Annotated in this window: 19 protein-coding genes; 9 read left to right on the top strand and 10 right to left on the bottom strand. The window is 65.2% G+C overall.

Annotation, left to right across the window (positions count from 1 at the left end):
- Window positions 1-69: 69 nt before the first annotated feature.
- From BRAD285_RS27005 to BRAD285_RS26995, 3 genes are read left to right on the top strand one after another with little or no spacing between them, the layout of a single operon-like run.
- The gene (locus BRAD285_RS27005; protein WP_006609285.1) at window positions 70-939 is read left to right on the top strand and encodes a MoxR family ATPase; all 870 of its coding nucleotides are present in this window, start codon (window positions 70-72) and stop codon (window positions 937-939) included.
- On the top strand, window positions 936-2,141 hold the full coding sequence (locus BRAD285_RS27000) for a VWA domain-containing protein (protein WP_006609284.1): 1,206 nt from the start codon (window positions 936-938) through the stop codon (window positions 2,139-2,141). The genes BRAD285_RS27005 and BRAD285_RS27000 overlap by 4 nt, the downstream gene beginning before the upstream one ends.
- 27 nt (window positions 2,142-2,168) lie before the next feature.
- Window positions 2,169-2,984 (top strand): XdhC family protein, encoded by an 816-nt coding sequence (locus BRAD285_RS26995; protein ID WP_006609283.1) that lies wholly within the window; start codon window positions 2,169-2,171, stop codon window positions 2,982-2,984.
- Window positions 2,985-2,990: 6 nt separating this feature from the next.
- Here BRAD285_RS26995 and BRAD285_RS26990 read toward each other — a convergent pair whose 3' ends face one another.
- The 7 genes from BRAD285_RS26990 to BRAD285_RS26960 all read right to left on the bottom strand — a co-directional run bounded on the left by BRAD285_RS26990 (window position 2,991) and on the right by BRAD285_RS26960 (window position 9,789).
- Window positions 2,991-4,085 (bottom strand): HWE histidine kinase domain-containing protein, encoded by a 1,095-nt coding sequence (locus BRAD285_RS26990; RefSeq protein WP_006609282.1) that lies wholly within the window; start codon window positions 4,083-4,085, stop codon window positions 2,991-2,993.
- 315 nt (window positions 4,086-4,400) lie between these two features.
- Entirely contained in the window at window positions 4,401-5,225 is an 825-nt protein-coding gene (locus BRAD285_RS26985) for a carbohydrate ABC transporter permease (RefSeq protein ID WP_006609281.1), read from the bottom strand.
- A complete protein-coding gene (locus BRAD285_RS26980) occupies window positions 5,222-6,157 on the bottom strand; it encodes a carbohydrate ABC transporter permease (protein WP_006609279.1) in 936 nt (311 codons plus the stop codon). Before BRAD285_RS26980 ends, BRAD285_RS26985 begins: the two co-directional genes overlap by 4 nt.
- The gene (locus BRAD285_RS26975) at window positions 6,154-7,473 is read right to left on the bottom strand and encodes a sugar ABC transporter substrate-binding protein (protein WP_006609278.1); all 1,320 of its coding nucleotides are present in this window, start codon (window positions 7,471-7,473) and stop codon (window positions 6,154-6,156) included. The genes BRAD285_RS26980 and BRAD285_RS26975 overlap by 4 nt, the downstream gene beginning before the upstream one ends.
- A gap of 132 nt (window positions 7,474-7,605) precedes the next feature.
- Window positions 7,606-8,838: a benzoate/H(+) symporter BenE family transporter gene (locus BRAD285_RS26970; protein WP_006609277.1), complete on the bottom strand. Its 1,233-nt coding sequence runs from the start codon at window positions 8,836-8,838 to the stop codon at window positions 7,606-7,608.
- 174 nt (window positions 8,839-9,012) lie between these two features.
- Window positions 9,013-9,405 carry a hypothetical protein gene (locus tag BRAD285_RS26965; RefSeq protein WP_063828190.1) on the bottom strand — a complete coding sequence of 131 codons (393 nt, stop codon included), beginning with the start codon at window positions 9,403-9,405 and terminating at the stop codon, window positions 9,013-9,015.
- A gap of 153 nt (window positions 9,406-9,558) precedes the next feature.
- Window positions 9,559-9,789: a hypothetical protein gene (locus tag BRAD285_RS26960; RefSeq protein ID WP_035644398.1), complete on the bottom strand. Its 231-nt coding sequence runs from the start codon at window positions 9,787-9,789 to the stop codon at window positions 9,559-9,561.
- Window positions 9,790-10,040: 251 nt separating this feature from the next.
- Between BRAD285_RS26960 and BRAD285_RS26955 the strand changes: the two genes are divergently transcribed.
- The 6 genes from BRAD285_RS26955 (at window position 10,041) to BRAD285_RS35905 (ending at window position 13,467) form a co-directional block, all read left to right on the top strand.
- Window positions 10,041-10,487 (top strand): nuclear transport factor 2 family protein, encoded by a 447-nt coding sequence (locus BRAD285_RS26955; protein ID WP_035644390.1) that lies wholly within the window; start codon window positions 10,041-10,043, stop codon window positions 10,485-10,487.
- A gap of 136 nt (window positions 10,488-10,623) precedes the next feature.
- Entirely contained in the window at window positions 10,624-10,890 is a 267-nt protein-coding gene (locus BRAD285_RS26950) for a hypothetical protein (protein WP_006609272.1), read from the top strand.
- A 200-nt stretch (window positions 10,891-11,090) separates the two neighbouring features.
- The gene (locus BRAD285_RS26945; protein WP_035644388.1) at window positions 11,091-11,531 is read left to right on the top strand and encodes a nuclear transport factor 2 family protein; all 441 of its coding nucleotides are present in this window, start codon (window positions 11,091-11,093) and stop codon (window positions 11,529-11,531) included.
- Window positions 11,532-11,673: 142 nt separating this feature from the next.
- A complete protein-coding gene (locus BRAD285_RS26940; protein ID WP_006609270.1) occupies window positions 11,674-12,609 on the top strand; it encodes a hypothetical protein in 936 nt (311 codons plus the stop codon).
- Window positions 12,610-12,761: 152 nt separating this feature from the next.
- Complete coding sequence (locus BRAD285_RS26935; RefSeq protein ID WP_006609269.1) at window positions 12,762-13,175, top strand: hypothetical protein; 414 nt, start codon at window positions 12,762-12,764, stop codon at window positions 13,173-13,175.
- A 154-nt stretch (window positions 13,176-13,329) separates the two neighbouring features.
- On the top strand, window positions 13,330-13,467 hold the full coding sequence (locus BRAD285_RS35905; protein ID WP_172889818.1) for a hypothetical protein: 138 nt from the start codon (window positions 13,330-13,332) through the stop codon (window positions 13,465-13,467).
- Between the two features lie 67 nt (window positions 13,468-13,534).
- Here the strand turns inward: BRAD285_RS35905 and BRAD285_RS35500 are convergent, their stop codons facing one another.
- The 3 genes from BRAD285_RS35500 to BRAD285_RS26925 all read right to left on the bottom strand — a co-directional run bounded on the left by BRAD285_RS35500 (window position 13,535) and on the right by BRAD285_RS26925 (window position 14,734).
- On the bottom strand, window positions 13,535-13,684 hold the full coding sequence (locus tag BRAD285_RS35500; RefSeq protein WP_157681694.1) for a hypothetical protein: 150 nt from the start codon (window positions 13,682-13,684) through the stop codon (window positions 13,535-13,537).
- Window positions 13,685-13,793: 109 nt separating this feature from the next.
- Window positions 13,794-14,273, bottom strand: a complete 480-nt coding sequence (locus BRAD285_RS26930; RefSeq protein WP_006609267.1) for a MaoC family dehydratase — start codon at window positions 14,271-14,273, stop codon at window positions 13,794-13,796.
- Complete coding sequence (locus BRAD285_RS26925) at window positions 14,273-14,734, bottom strand: MaoC family dehydratase (RefSeq protein WP_035644385.1); 462 nt, start codon at window positions 14,732-14,734, stop codon at window positions 14,273-14,275. The genes BRAD285_RS26930 and BRAD285_RS26925 overlap by 1 nt, the downstream gene beginning before the upstream one ends.
- Window positions 14,735-14,900: the final 166 nt, after the last annotated feature.

Raw genomic sequence — 14,900 nt, 5'->3', positions numbered from 1 at the left:
ATCCGACCTCTCCCCGCACGCGGGGAGAGGTGAAGACCGCCGACACCGCCACGAGGAACGACAGTAACGATGAAAACCCGCGACGACATCGCGCAATCTCTCGCCGCCTGCGGCTACATCGCCGATGGCGAGCTGGCGACGGCGATTGCGCTGATGCAGCTGTTGAAGCGGCCGTTGCTGCTGGAGGGCGAGGCCGGCGTCGGCAAGACCGAGGTCGCGAAGGCGCTGGCTGAGGTCCACGGCACCGAGCTGATCCGACTGCAATGCTACGAGGGGCTCGATCAGAGCGCCGCGCTCTACGAGTGGAACTACCAGCGCCAGCTCCTGGCGATCGAGGCGCATCGTGGCCATGCCGACGCCATCGAGGACCAGATCTTCTCCGAGAAATATCTGCTCGAACGCCCGCTGCTCGCCGCGATCCGTCGCGCCACGCCGCCGGTGCTGCTGATCGACGAGATCGACCGTGCCGATGACGAATTCGAGGCGTTCCTGCTGGAGCTGTTGTCCGACTTCCAGGTCTCGATCCCCGAGCTCGGCACCATCAAGGCGAGGAGCATCCCGCATGTGGTGCTGACATCCAACGGCACCCGCGAGCTGTCGGACGCGCTGCGCCGGCGCTGCCTGTATCACTATGTCAACTATCCCGACGTCGACCGCGAGGCCCGCATCATCCTGGCACGGATCGACGGCGCCTCCGCGCAGCTTGCGCTGCAGATCGCGCGGATGGTCGAGGGCCTGCGCAAGGAGGAGCTGCGCAAGGTGCCGGGTGTCGCCGAGACGCTCGATTGGGCCGCGGCGCTGGTCGGGCTTGATATCCGCGACCTCAAGGATCAGCCGGAAGTCGTCCACGACACGCTGATCTGCCTGCTCAAGACTCACGAGGATCGCTCCCGCGTCTCCCGCGAGGTCACGGCGCGGCTGCTGGGGAAGGTCGCATGAGCTGCTGCGGCGCCACTCCTGATCATGAGGACATGGACGCGGTGGCGCGGCTCGTCGCCGGCCGGCTCGGTGCGTTTCTCCGGACGCTGCGCGACAACGGCTTCGCGGTTGGAATGCCGGAAGGCCACGACGCGGCGGCGGTGATGGCGGCGGGCTATGCCGACAAGCCGGGCCTGCTGCGCTCCGCGTTCAAGCACCTGTTCGCGGCACGCAAGAGCGAGTGGGATCGCTTCGATGGTCTGTTCGATGCGTTCTGGCTCGGCAAGCGCGTGCGCTCGCGGGTGCTCGCGTCGGGATATTCGCAGGCGGCGAACAGCCCATCGCTGAAGAGCTTGCAGGATGCTGGCGGCGGCGAGCGCGGTCCGCAAGGCGCGACCGAGCAGATTCCCTCGGATGAGATCCCGCGCGAGGCATCCGGTGAGGGCCAGCGCGAGGGCGCCTCGCGCGTGGAGTCGATCAGTGACACCGACTTCCGCAAGCTCGCCGATCCCGACCAGGTCGCGCTGGCGCATGAGGCCGCGGCGCGGCTGGCGAAGGCCATGCGCACGCGGCTGACGCGGCGCGATCAGCTGCGCCGCAAGGGCGAGCGTCTTGATCTCCGCCGGACCATCCATCGCAACATCAGTCATGGCGGCGTGCCGATCGCGCTGGTGCATCGCCGCCGCAAGGAGAAGCCGCTGCGGCTGGTGGTGCTGCTCGATGCCTCCGGTTCGATGAGCGCCTACACCGCGGTATTCCTGCGTTTCGTCCACGGCGTGCTCGATCAATTTCGCGAGGCCGAGGCGTTCCTGTTTCACACCCGGCTCGCCCATGTCTCCGATGCAATGAAGGAGCGCGACGCGGCGCGGGCGCTCGACCGGCTCTCGATGATGGCGCAGGGTGCGGGCGGTGGCACACGCATCGGCGAGAGTCTGCAGACCTTCAACCGCTGGCACGCCGCGCGCGTAATTCATTCGCGCACTTGCGTGATGATCGTCTCCGACGGCTACGACACCGGCGATCCCGCGTTGCTCGGCCGTGAGATGGCGCAGCTGCGCCGCCGCTGCCGCCGCATCGTCTGGCTCAACCCCATGCTCGGCTGGGACGGCTACGCTCCGGAAGCGCGCGGCATCAAGGCCGCGCTGCCGCATGTCGATCTCTATGCCCCCGCGCACACGCTGAATTCGCTGGCGGCGCTGGAGCCGTATCTGGCGAGGTTATGAGGCCATGCCGTCGAGAGGAGCTCATCCATGACGACGTCGACGGAGATGCTCGACCTCGCAGCGCAGTTGAAAGCCAACGAGGAAAGCTTCGTGCTCGCCACCGTCGTGCGCACGGTATCGGTGACCGCCGCCAAAGCCGGCGCCAAGGCGATCATCCGGCCCGACGGCAGCATCGTTGCCGGCTGGATCGGTGGCGGCTGCGCGCGCGGAGCGGTGCTGAAGGCGGCGCGGGAGGCGCTGGCTGATGGCATTCCGCGCATGGTGTCGGTGCAGCCGGAGAACCTGCTCGCCGAGCTCGGCGTCAAGGCCGGCGAAACGAAAGAGGGCGTGCGCTTCGCCGCCAACATGTGCCCGAGCAAGGGCACCATGGACATCTTCGTCGAGCCGGTGCTGCCGCATCCCGCGCTGGTGATCCTCGGCGCCAGTCCGGTGGCGCTGGCGCTCGCGGCGCAGGCGCGGCCGCTCGGCTATCACGTCACGCTCGCCGCACCATCGGCCGATATCGTCGGCACGCCGGACGCGGATCGCGTGGTCGATGGCTTTGCACTCGACGATCTCGCCGGCGGCCGTCGCTTCATCGTGGTGTCGACGCAAGGCAAGGGTGATGAGGCCGCGCTGCGTGCCGCACTCGGCTGCGAAGCGGCCTATCACGCCTTCGTCGGCAGCCGCCGCAAGATGGACAGCTTGCGGGACAGGCTGACGAAGGACGGCATCGACTCAGCTCGGCTCGACAAGGTGAAGGCGCCGGCCGGGCTCGATCTCGGCGCCATCACGCCGGAGGAGATCGCAATGTCGATCCTGGCCGAGATCACGTTGATGCGCCGACGCGGCCAGCGCGGCTGATCTCTGTCACACCGAGACGGGCAGGTCGAACGTCACCTTCAGCCCGTCCGCGGCAAAGTCGCGCGTCACCTGGCCCTTCAAGGCCGCGCCGAGGATGCGTTCGAACAGCAGCGAGCCGAAGCCGTTGCGGGCCGGCGGCGTCACCTCGGGTCCGTCGCTCTCCTGCCATGCCAGTCTGAGCCGGTCATCGAGGTGCGTCCAGCTCAGCGCCACCCGTCCTGCCTCGTTGGACAGCGCGCCGTATTTCACGGCATTGGTGACGAGCTCGTGCAGCCCCATCGACAGATACAGCGCGATGCCCGGCGACAGCTGCACCGCAGGGCCATCGACGGTGACGCGATCGGATTGCAGCGGCGCTAGCTCGGCGCAGACCAGCGCGTCGAGCGCGATGGCCTCGCGACCGCGGTCCAGCGCCAAGGCGTGACTGCGGGTCAGTGCCGCGATGCGGCCGCGCAGCACCTCTCCGAAATCGGTGAGCGCGGGGGCGGCGCGGATGCTGAGCGCGATCACGCTGTCCACCAATGCCAGCGTGTTCTTGACCCGGTGATTGAGCTCATGCACCAGCACGCGCTGATGCTGCTCGATGCTGCGCCGGCGCGCATTCTCGGTGCGCAGCGCGATCTCGTCCATGACGATCTCGCTGAGCTCCGTGATCTGGGTGATGTCGTCCTCGCTCCACGGCCGCGGTTCGTGATCGATGGCGCAGAGCGCACCGATCACCTCGCCGCTCGGCAGCTTCAGGGGCACGCCGAGATAGGCGTTAACGCCAAGGCTCGGGATCGCGAGATTGTCCTTCACCAGCGGGTGCTGCTTGGCGTCGCTGACGACCAGCGGCTCGGCCGAGGTCACGACGTGCTGGCAGAACGAGTGGCTGAGCGGCGTCTCGCGCAGCGACGCCCACGGCTCACACAGCCCGACCGAGCTCTTGAAGAACTGCCGATCGCGGTCGACCAGCGCGATGATCGCGGCGGGGGCCTGCAAGAGCCGCGTTGTCAGACGCGTCACGCGGTCGAAACCGGGCTCTGGCGGTGAGTCCAGGAGCTCGGTCTGCAACAGGGCATTCAGTCGGTCTGGCGCAGGTGCGTCGCGATCGGACGGCATGAGTCTGTATTCGTCGGGCGGTTCAGCGGGTGGCAACATGCAGCACGATCGACCTAGCGGGTTGCCAACCCGGCTTTGGACGGTCGCGCTACGCGGTGGAATCCGGCTGAAACGAAGCCGTCACTACGCGATGAAACCCACAAGGCGATCGCCGCAAGCGGTGATCACCTTTGGACGAATCCGGGTTCCATCAGCGACAACCAAGGGGCAGACTGTGGCCTGACGAAGGCAGGCTGGAGTTTCTGCCGCGGGTTGTCGCTGGCATGCATTATACGCGTGCTGCCAGCCGCTCGCGCGACCTCAAAAGTATGATGATTATCCTCCTTTGACCGCGCCAGCAGTCAGGCCCGCGACGATCTGCCGTTGTGCCGTGACCGTCAGCAGCAGCACCGGTAGCGTTACGATCAGCGCAGCAGCCGCGAGCGGGCCCCAGCTCAGCTGATCGAACGAGATCATGTTGTAGACAGCGACCGGCAAAGTGCGCGTCTCGCGGCCCGCCAGCACGATGCCGAACACGAAATTATTCCACGAGAAGATCACGGCGAGGATGAAGGCGACGGCCAATCCGGGCTTGGCCACCGGCAAGGCCACATGGCGGAAGACCTGCCAGCGCGTGGCGCCGTCGATGCGCGCGGCTTCCTCCAGCTCGATCGGCGTGGTCTCGAAATAGCCGATCATGATCCAGATCACGATCGGCACGGTGACGACGAGGTGGATGATGATCTGCGGCCAGAGGGTGCCGAGCAGGCCGAGCCACTGAAACAGCAGGAACAGCGGAATCAAATAGGACAGTCCCGGCGTGATACGCGCGATCAGGATCACGATCGCGGATTTGTGTGCGGCCATTCGCGCGATGCCGTAGCCGGCGGGCACGCCGACCAGCATCGCCAGCGCGGTGGCGCCGCCGGTGACCAGCAGGCTGTTCTTGAAATAGGTGAAGAACCGATTCGACGACAGCACGTCGGTGTAGTTCTTCCAGGCGAAATGCTCCGGCCAGAACACCGGCGGATAGGCGGCGTTGTCGACCTCGAACTTCACCGACAGCGAGATCATCCAGAGGAAGAACAGGATCGCCGGCGAGACGATGAGGAAGACGCCGAAGGCGAGTCCGAGACGGCCGAGCAGGGTGTTGACGCTCATGTCTCGCTCCCCAGCGCATTCCATTGCGCGCGCCGGCGCAGCACCAGCAGCAGCGCGGTCAGCGCGATGATCAGGGCGAAGAACACAACGGCGATCGCCGAGGCATAGCCGAGGTCGTAATAGACGAAGGCGACGCTGTAGAGATACAGGTTGATCGTCTCCGACGCCGAGCCGGGGCCGCCTTGCGTGATCGCGAAGATGATGTCGAAGCTCTTGATCGCGTCGATCGCGCGAATCATGGCGGCGATGAACAGGAACGGCATGATCAAGGGCAGGGTGATGTAGCGGAACATCTGCCAGGTCGAGGCGCCGTCGATCTGCGCGCTCTCATACGGCTCGGTCGGCAGCGAGGCGATGCCGCCGAGCACGATCAGCATGACCAGCGGCGTCCACTGCCAAGTCTCGACCAGCACCAGCGACGGGATCACGGTGCCCGGGTGGAACACCCAGAGCTGCGGTGGCAGGCCGATGAGTGACAACAAGTAGTTCAGGATGCCGAGCTGCGGGTGGAACATCATCGTCCACACCAGCGCGATCGCCACCGGCGTCGCCATCATCGGCATGATGAACAGCGCCCGCAGCAGCCCGCGTCCGGGAAAGCGGGCGTGGAAGATCACCGCCGCGAAGGTGCCGAGCACCAGCGGCAGCAGCACCGACAGCGCCGTGTAGGACAGCGTGTGTCCGATCGCTTCGACGAAGCGCGGATCGGCGGGCAGCCGCAGATAGTTCGACAGTCCGACGAAGGTCGTGGGCGAACCGACCTTCCACTCCTGAAAACTCATCCAGATCGTGAACAGCCAGGGGAAGATGATCACCGCGAGCACGGTGATCAGCGCGGGCACCACGAACGGCCAATACGACGGCAGCCGCAACGCGCGCTCAGGCGCAGCAACTTCCGCTGCCGCGCCAGCCTGTTCGACGATCGTGCTCACGCTTTTTCGCTGCGCTCCAGGATCGGGCGGAACTGCTCATGCGCCTTCTTCAGCTCGGTCGCGGGATCGGCGCCCGAGAGCGTGGCGGTTAGCGCCGCGCCGACGAGATCGCGGAATTCGGCGACCGGAATGACCACGGGCAGGCCGAGCTTCGAGATCTTGCCGGAGTCGATCGCCGACTGCAGCCATTCCTTCGGCATCTTCACTCCGCTCTGAATGCCGGCATCGTTGAGCACGGAGTTGCGGAACGGCACGCCGCCGCCGGCCTGCACGAGCCGCGCGCCCTGCGCCTTCGAGACCATCCATTGGCACAGCAGCCAGGCCGCCTCCTTGTTCTTGCACGCCGCGGGGATGCCGACGCCGTCGCCATAGGTCGCCGAGTACTGCCCCTTGGGACCAGCCGGCACCACGGTGTAGCCGACCTTGCCGACGACGCGCGAGGCATTGGGGTCTTCCAGCGGCGGCGCCCAGCCGACGCCGTCGATCCACATCGCCGAGCGGCCTTGCGTGAACGAGGCCATCGACTCCATCCAGTTGAAGCCGGCGACGCCGGGAGGCGCGCAGGTCGTCAGCAGCTTCTGATAGAGCTTGGTCGCCTCGACCGCTTCCGGACCATCGGTGAGAATGTTGCCTTTGGCGTCGAGGAACTCGCCGCCATAATTGAGGAAGAAGTTGGTCCACAACGTCATGTTGGCGTTGCGCAGGCCGCGGCCGACGAAGCCGAAGGTGCCGTCCTTCGGATCGGTCAGCTTCTGCGCCGCGGTGACCATCTCGTCGAGCGTCTTCGGCACCTCGACGCCCTTCTTCGCGAACAGCTCCTTGTTGTAGTAGAGGATGAAGTAGTCCACCGACCATGGCAGCGAGAACATGCGGCCCTTGTCGTTGCTGGCGTAAGTGAGGCCCGCGGCGGAGAAATCGGCGGGGACGAGGTCCGGCGCCGTGAGGTTCGGATCCTTCATCATGTCAGTGACATCGGCGAGCCAGCCGGCCTTCTCGAACTGCCGCTTCTGTACGTGATAGCTCAAATGGACCACGTCGAAGCTCGGCTTGCCCGACGACAGCTCGATCACCACCTTCTGCCGCTGCTGCTGCTCCGGGATCTGCTCGGACTCGACCTCGATGCCGGTCAGCGCGGTGAATTCCTTGAGATATTTCTGGGCATTGTCGCCGCGGGGCCCTTTGATCAGCATCGCCTCGAGCTTGGTGCCGGCATATTTCTTCCACTGCGGCTCCGACCAGGCCGGCTGGCCGGTGAGCGCCAGCGCGCCCGCTGCTGCCGTGCCCGCAAGCATGTTGCGGCGCGTGATCGCGGTCATCAGTATCCTCCCAGAAGATTTTTTGTTTGGTTGGGAAGTGTAGCGCGATTGAGCGGCGCTGCAACAGGGCGTTGCGCGATGTGCGCAGATGTCACGATCGAACGTGATGCGATGCAGCGAGAGCGCTGCCGTTCAATCCTGCGCGCCGGCCGCGAAGTCAGCACGCTCCAGCAGCCACGAGAGCGCAAAGCCGGCCACGAGACCCCAGAACGCCGCGCCGATGTTCAGCAGCGGCACGTCAGCGACCGTGACGAGAAAGGCTGTGAGAGCTCCGAGGGAGAAGCGCGTCTTGAACGCGGTGACGAACGCCGTCTGCAGCACGCGCAGCATGGCGAGGCCGGCGAGCGCGGTGATCAGCGCTTTCGGCGCGATCAGCAGCAGCGTCGTGAAGGTCGGTGCCAACAGGCCGAAGCCGAGGGCGAGCACGCCGACCGCCATCGCTGCGGTATAATGGCGCTTGGGCTCGCCGCCGGCGACGACGATGGCATTGGTCGGGCCAGTGAGACAGGTCGAGACGCCGCCGACGATGGCCGCCAGCGCCGAGCCGATGCCGCAGGCGACCGTGACCAGGTTGACCGGCGGCTTGTGCCCGGCGGCGGTCAGCACGGCAAATCCCTGGCCGTTCTGCACGACGAGCACGGTCACCGCGAGCGGTACGATCAGCTCGATCATGGCCGGTAGTGAGAAGGAGGGCGTCGGGATCACGGGACGGATCAGCGCCATCTGCAGCGAGGCGCTGTGGTCGTATTTGCCGAGCACGATCGCCGCCACCGTGCCGATCACGAGCGCGCCGATGATCGGCGGACAGCGCCGGCCAAGCGCCGGCAACGCCGTCAGCATCAGCCAGACGACAACCATCGGACCGGCGATGGCGAATTCGGCCAGCACGGCGCGCACCAGATCGAGGCCGAAGCGCAGGAAGACGCCGGCGACCATGCCCATCACGATCGGCCTCGGCACCAGCTGCATCGCGCGCTTGACCCAGCCGGAGAGCCCGAGAATGAACATCAGCAGCGCGGTGCCGTAGAACGCGCCGACCACCTGCGCGAAGCTGAGATGCGTCAGCGACTGGCCGACCAGCACGGTGCCGGGAATGGTCCAGAACAGCACCAGCGGCTCACGGTACCGCCACGACAACACCAGCGTGATCAGGCCGTTGATGAAGAACACGCCGAAGATCCACGACGCGATCTCGGCCTGCGATAGTCCGCCATTGGCGCCGACCGAGAGGATGATGGCGACGGGACCGGTGATGGCGAACAGCCAGCCGATGAAGCCGTGGGTCGCATAGAGCGGACCGAAATCGCCGGCGATCTGGCTGAGCGGAGGCGGCGGGCCGGCGGGGCGTTCGATGGCGCTGAACATGAAAGGCAGTGGCTCGAAGTGTTCTTGTTGTTGTCCGGTGGCGTCTCCAGAGGATGTTGTGACGGAAGCCATTCGGCTGCGCAAGACGATTGGCTTTGGTGGTTAAGTGTGGGCCGCTCCTGCGGGCCGCTTGCGCAATCCTGACGCGGCTGCACACAGCGGATTCGCGTGGCCTCAGCCCATCGCGAGCGCGGCGATCGACAGGATCGCCAACATCACCGTCGAGCTCAGCAGTTGCAGCGAAGCTTCGGGCTGCATGCGCCAGCGCAGCACCTTGTCGGCAAGACCGAGGGTCGCGTCGTAAAACTCTGCGGCATACGCTTGCTTGAGCACATGCGGATAGCGGGGACCGGCGGCAGATGTCATCAGCACGTGAATGATGGTCGCGATTGCAACGAAGCCGATGATGCTCGTATGCAGCGTATGGCTGCGCGCCAGCTTGAGGATCAGCGCGGCGCCGGCATAGGTCGGGATCGCCTGAAACAGCGCGGTCAGCGCCATTCCTTCGAGCAGGTTGAGCAGGGGGGCTTTCGGCGCAGACGAGCTGGGCGATGAGACGGCGTGCATGGCTGAATGTCCGGTTGCGGCGGTCCTCGACGAGGACCCGACCGCTCCCATGTAGCCCGCGCACCCCGTGTGCACCGTGACGCGCGTCACACCGGGGGTGTTACCGAACGCTGACGAAGCGTGCCGTCAATGCCGGGCGACGCCGGCCGCCAACTATGTCCGGCCCTGGCCGTTGACCTGGCCCTGCTGCTGCTGACGATCCTGCTCCTTGGCGCGGTGGCGGCCATACAGGCAGCCCGCAGCCGCGCCGAGCACGCCGTGATGGCCTGCATAATGGCCGGCGACGCCGCCGACGATGGCGCCCTTGATGCAGCCCTTGGCCTCGGCAGCCGGGGCGGACAGCAGCGCGACGGCTGCAACGGACAGGGCAAGCATGGTTTTCATCATCGAGCTCCGCTGGACATGATGCTCTCTAACGACGGCTCTGCGGCGTGGTTCCGCCCTGTGAGCGGCGAGGTACCCTGACCGTGACCTTCCGGTCGGAAGATTTGATAGCGCGCAGGAACGAATGCCAAGCTTCGATTCACCGTGTCGGCGCATTGTCACTGTAGGCTGGCGCTCCGCGATTGACGCTCCCCAGCCAATCTCTCCAGAACGAAGGGCGCGGACAAGGGCTTCCGGTCAGTGGAGACAGGATGATCGAGCACATCAACAAGCAGCGCGTGCGCAAGCTGCTCGAGGCTCATGCCGCCGGCGATTTCGACGCCGTGCTGGCTCATTGCACCGACGACCTCGAGCACTTCGCCTCGGCCCCGATCGACATCTTTCCCCATCTCGGGCGACGCCACGGCAAGGCCGAGGTCAGGCAGATGTGGGAGGCCGGCCGCAGCCGCTATGCCGACGTCAGGCACGAGATCAAGACGATGATCTGCGAAGGCGACCAGGTCGCCGCCGACCTCCGCATCTTCCTGCGCAAGCGCGACAACGACCGTATCGTGCAGTACGACCTCGCCGCCTTCTACACGCTGCGGGATGGCCGGATCAGCCGCATCCGCGAGATCATGGATACGTTCGACCTGGTGCAGCAGGTGCTCGAATGCGACCTCAGCCGGTTGCTGATTGCGGGGACTGCCCGGCCCTGATTCGGCGGCCAGGGCGGCGGCTGCCCGGACCATCCGGCCCGATCACGCAAACGTCAGCAAACTCCCGCTCGGGACATTGAACCTGCGGCAGGCGGCGGGAACCCATCAGCGGGTGGTTGATGGGGCATCGATGCATATGAAGATCGCTTTCCTGGCGATGGCAGGACTGGTGATGGGCGTCGTGGGCGGCGCGACGGTCGGAGTAGGCCTTGGCCTGGCCTGGATCGAGCTGTTCAGCACCAGCGAATTCGAAGGCTATGCCGGCATGCTGGTGTTCTTCACGTTCATGCCGCTTGGAGCCCTGATCGGGGGACTGGGGGGCGCGACCCTGTTCGGGATCGCGGCCTTCCGCGATCACGAGCTTGCGCTGGCGCGCCAGCAGATGCCTCGACAGCACGGTTAACGAGATCTCAACGACTCCAACTCGCTTGCGGCAAGGCAGGGCGCATTTGTGCAATGCAAAAACACTCGTTGCGCGTGCGTCAGGCTGGCGTATGAGGGGAGCATAGAGAAAATAAATTGGGCGCCCTGCCGCGACATCACGACCATGTCGCCTGAGGGCCGGCGCGCCGCCTTGCAAGCCAGATCAGGATGACCAGGAAGATGACGGAGCATAGCCTCTGGCGTCTGTCGCGCGCATTGCATCGCGCGATCAACGAACGCCATCTCGACGACCTCGCTGCGATTCTCGACGACGAAATCGATTGGGCCATCTATGGGCCCATCGACATGTTTCCTTTCCTCGGCGCCCGCTTGGGCAAGGATGCCGTACTCGAGACGGTTCGGCAGATCGCCGATAACGTCCACATTCGCAAGCTCGACCGCGAGACGCTGATGCTGGACGAGAGCGGCGCGGCAACGATGGTCAAATGCGCGATGACGACACAGGATTCCGACAGGCCGATCACGGCTCGCCTTGCTCAATTCATGCAATTCCGCGCTGGCAAGCTGGCGCGGCTGCGCATCCTGATCGACACGTTCGATCTCGTCGAGCAGACGCTCGGCCGGCCGATCGACCTGCCGCGGATCGGCAGCTTCGCCTGAGACGCGTACCGACTGCTGGGGCGTGCGCGGATTGCATTTCGGCTTTCCACAACCCAACACTTCGTGACTGGCGCGGTCATAATTTTGCGCCAAGATTCCACCATATTCCGGCAGACAGGTTCGGGCGGCGGGGGTTGCTCTCATGAGATCGTATGGTTGCGCGCTGGCGGTTGTAACGGCCGGCATCGGACTTCTTGCGTCCGCCGGGCACGCGCAGACGCTGATGCAGGCGCCGCAGCCGCTGCAGATCGCCCCCTGGCAGCAGATTGCGCCGGAGCCCCAGGACGAGGACGGCGGCAAGCCCGAAGATCAGGTGGCAGCAGCCGACCCGATGAAGGACATCGACGTCGACAAGCTCGACTGGAGCCAGCTCGCGATCGACGAACTGACGTTTCTGGATCGCCCTGAAGCAGCCGCCGCGGCGAAGCGCAAGGCAGCCGCAGAGAAGGCGGCCTCGCTTGACTGGTCCAATCAGAACAAGGGCAGCCTTGCCTCGGGTGTCTCGGTCAAGCAGTCCGTATCGCCGTTTTGGGACGCGCGCGTCGGCGCCGACATGACGGTCGCGCGGCAGCCGACCACGATGTCGGAGTTGCTGGCGGAGAAGGCCGAGAACGGCGGCAGCGCTCCTCAATCCGGGGGCTCGGCCTGGGCGGCCGTTACCGCACCGGGCGCCGGCTCGATCTGGGACAAGACCGCCATCGAGGCCCGCGTCGATCCCGGCTCCGATCAGAGCCGGCTCGGCACCACCATCACCAAGGCCGTGCCGATCGATCATTACAATCTGACTCTGCAGAACGGCTACAACGTCACGCAGCAGGGCATGGTGCCGATTCCCGGCGCGGCGCCGAAGACCAGTCGCAGCTTCGATACCGAGCAATCCGCGAAGCTCTCGATCCAGGATACGGGCACGAGCGTCACGGCCGGACAGACATTGTCCTCGAGCGATGATAAATGGCTGCGCAAGATCGGCGCTGAGCAGAAGCTGTCGGATGGTCTCAGCGTATCCGGCTCGGTCAGCGAGACGCCGCAAGGCGGGACCAGCAAGAGCATCTCGGCGGGGTTCAAACGCAGCTGGTAAGCCCGGCGAATTGCGGCAGCCTGCCACGAATGATCGAACCATCGCCGCAGGTTCGCCGCGTTGCGGCCCAATTTGGCCGCACTGATAGGCTTTGAGAAGTTCGTCGTGCGGGGACACCGCGCTCGCTTGAACGCGAAATGAGGAAATAGCCGATGAATGCCATTCGTCCGGACAAGATCGATGGAACTGAAACCGAGCTGGACACGGATCTCGCTGCGGTCTCCGAAGTCGAGGCCGGCATTCGTGATTTCGTGCGTAATGACATCGCCTATCTGCGCCGCCCCAATGCTGCTGCCACGGCCGAGGCTGCCATCGATGCCGACGCGGCCGTCAACAGCGTCACCACGTTGATTCAGCGCGTGGCGGGTACGTCTTTGTCGGAGATCGAGAACCTGATCGGCGAGCTCGAGAGCCTGCGCGAACTGCTGCACGCCGAGGGCCAGCGCGTTCAGCGCGAGATCGCGAGCTACGCCCAGCTCAGCCAGGCGGCGATGAAGTCGACCCGGGCGATCGCCGAGAACGTCACGCAGTGGAAGCGCGCCGCCGACGGGCTGCGCAGCAGCTGAGCGATCTTTCCTGAGAGGAATAGAGCCGCCGTGCGAGGCATCGCGCGGCGGCTTTTCTCATTGCAATGACCAGTGTTGAACGTTGTTCGACAGCGTCGCGACCAACTCCTGCCCATTTGTTTGCGGGCGAGTGTGTTCGGGGGCTGTCAATTCCATGGAAACGATCCGGCCGGAAAAAACCGATCCGATCCCCCTGAGGCCGGAGCCTCAGCGGATCGGGACCATCATGGTCCGCTTCGTCGGATTGCTGGTGATTGCGATGGCGGTCATGGTGCTCATCTGGAGCCGGTAGACCGCCGGGACGAGGGCTGCGCCGTTCGTCGTTCTTGCCGTTCGGCGTTAACGAACTCTTAAGTTCGTCACTCTTCGACCGAAGCCGACGTCTCCAACGAATACGAACCGTCGGCGTATCCCTTTACGACCATTCCCGTGGCGAGCATCACTGCGAGCGTCACGCTGGCAAAGATAAAGCCGAGGAGTTTCAGACCACTGCGATCTGCCATACTCATCCCCCACATCCTGATCCCTGATGGGCTGTCTTATAGAGTCCGGGTTCAGAATGCGTTAGCGCGAAGTTCGTTCCGCGCAGACAATCCTACGCAGCGTGACCTTTTCGCCTCAACGGTTGTTCCGTCGCGGGACAAATGCCGATGCGAGCACTGAGAACACCAACTCGCCGCGCTGATTGATGCCGGTATTGCGCGCTTGCAGGATGCCCCACTGCGGACGCGAGGCGGAGGCGCGTAGCGAATCAATCTCACTGGAGAAGGCGATCGTATCGCCTGCGAGCACCGGCTTGAGCCAGCGCAGCTCGCGGAATCCAGGCGACGGTCCGCCGACCGAAACCGGCTCGCCGCGCGATCGCGCAAGCTCTGCAAGCCGCTGGTTGTCGGCGACGATCAGCTTCATGCAGACCGAGCCGATGTGCCACCCCGAGGCGGCCAGCCCGCCGAACAGCGAGTTGCGGCCTTCCTCCTCATCGAGGTGGAAGCGCTGCGGATCAAACTGTCGCGCGAACCGGATGATCTCTTCGGCCGTGAACGTGTAGGAGCCGAGTTCGCGACGCTGGCCGATCTCAAGATCCTCGAAGAAGCGCATCAGGCCACCTCCGCGCCGGCTGCACGGCGCTCGACGATGATCGGAGAGACCATCTCACACAGCCTCTCACCGGCCTTGTTGCGCACGCCGCATTTGAAGGTGACGATCCCGGTCGACGGGCGGCTCCGCGACACCCGCGCCTCGATGACCTCGACATCGAGCATCAATTCGTCATCCGGCCGCAACGGCGACAGCCACCGCACCTCGTTCACACCCGGCGAGCCGAGCGAGGCGGTGTGGCCGATGAAGCCGTCGAACATCATGCGCATCATCAGCGAGCACAGATGCCAGCCGGACCCAGAGAGGCCGTTGAGCATCGACTGCTTGGCGGCCTCTTCGTCCAGATGCATCGGTTGCGGATCGAACTCGGAGGCGAAAGCGATGATCTCGTCGCGGGTGACGTGTCGCGGGCCGAAGCTGCCGAACGGGCCTTGCGGAAAATCTTCGAAGGTGAGGGTCATGAGGTCGGGAATGGCTGAAAGAAGCCCGATTGTGGCCGCACTTTGCAGCAATCACAACCGGGCCGCTCGCATGGCTGACGCCCGGTCGCGTCCTAGAGAGAGCGCCAGAAGGCGCCTGATACCGGGCTGAGATCCGCGCCGCTGATGTCGGCTGGCGCCGGATTCG

The sequence above is a fragment of the Bradyrhizobium sp. ORS 285 genome (assembly GCF_900176205.1).
GTDB lineage: Bacteria > Pseudomonadota > Alphaproteobacteria > Rhizobiales > Xanthobacteraceae > Bradyrhizobium.
The sequence above is the reverse complement of the archived record's forward strand: the minus strand, read 5'-3'. Positions and strand labels throughout refer to the sequence as shown.

What these genes read in the sequence shown, in the direction of transcription:
- BRAD285_RS26945 (WP_035644388.1), top strand. Translation starts at nt 11,091, where the DNA reads ATGACGGAGCATAGCCTCTGGCGTCTGTCGCGCGCATTGCATCGCGCG.
- BRAD285_RS26970 (WP_006609277.1), bottom strand. Translation starts at nt 8,838, where the DNA reads ATGTTCAGCGCCATCGAACGCCCCGCCGGCCCGCCGCCTCCGCTCAGC.
- BRAD285_RS35500 (WP_157681694.1), bottom strand. Translation starts at nt 13,684, where the DNA reads ATGAGTATGGCAGATCGCAGTGGTCTGAAACTCCTCGGCTTTATCTTT.
- BRAD285_RS26985 (WP_006609281.1), bottom strand. Translation starts at nt 5,225, where the DNA reads ATGAGCGTCAACACCCTGCTCGGCCGTCTCGGACTCGCCTTCGGCGTC.
- BRAD285_RS27005 (WP_006609285.1), top strand. Translation starts at nt 70, where the DNA reads ATGAAAACCCGCGACGACATCGCGCAATCTCTCGCCGCCTGCGGCTAC.
- BRAD285_RS26990 (WP_006609282.1), bottom strand. Translation starts at nt 4,085, where the DNA reads ATGCCGTCCGATCGCGACGCACCTGCGCCAGACCGACTGAATGCCCTG.
- BRAD285_RS26975 (WP_006609278.1), bottom strand. Translation starts at nt 7,473, where the DNA reads ATGACCGCGATCACGCGCCGCAACATGCTTGCGGGCACGGCAGCAGCG.
- BRAD285_RS26940 (WP_006609270.1), top strand. Translation starts at nt 11,674, where the DNA reads ATGAGATCGTATGGTTGCGCGCTGGCGGTTGTAACGGCCGGCATCGGA.
- BRAD285_RS26965 (WP_063828190.1), bottom strand. Translation starts at nt 9,405, where the DNA reads ATGCACGCCGTCTCATCGCCCAGCTCGTCTGCGCCGAAAGCCCCCCTG.
- BRAD285_RS26955 (WP_035644390.1), top strand. Translation starts at nt 10,041, where the DNA reads ATGATCGAGCACATCAACAAGCAGCGCGTGCGCAAGCTGCTCGAGGCT.
- BRAD285_RS35905 (WP_172889818.1), top strand. Translation starts at nt 13,330, where the DNA reads ATGGAAACGATCCGGCCGGAAAAAACCGATCCGATCCCCCTGAGGCCG.
- BRAD285_RS26950 (WP_006609272.1), top strand. Translation starts at nt 10,624, where the DNA reads ATGAAGATCGCTTTCCTGGCGATGGCAGGACTGGTGATGGGCGTCGTG.
- BRAD285_RS26995 (WP_006609283.1), top strand. Translation starts at nt 2,169, where the DNA reads ATGACGACGTCGACGGAGATGCTCGACCTCGCAGCGCAGTTGAAAGCC.
- BRAD285_RS26925 (WP_035644385.1), bottom strand. Translation starts at nt 14,734, where the DNA reads ATGACCCTCACCTTCGAAGATTTTCCGCAAGGCCCGTTCGGCAGCTTC.
- BRAD285_RS27000 (WP_006609284.1), top strand. Translation starts at nt 936, where the DNA reads ATGAGCTGCTGCGGCGCCACTCCTGATCATGAGGACATGGACGCGGTG.
- BRAD285_RS26960 (WP_035644398.1), bottom strand. Translation starts at nt 9,789, where the DNA reads ATGAAAACCATGCTTGCCCTGTCCGTTGCAGCCGTCGCGCTGCTGTCC.
- BRAD285_RS26935 (WP_006609269.1), top strand. Translation starts at nt 12,762, where the DNA reads ATGAATGCCATTCGTCCGGACAAGATCGATGGAACTGAAACCGAGCTG.
- BRAD285_RS26930 (WP_006609267.1), bottom strand. Translation starts at nt 14,273, where the DNA reads ATGCGCTTCTTCGAGGATCTTGAGATCGGCCAGCGTCGCGAACTCGGC.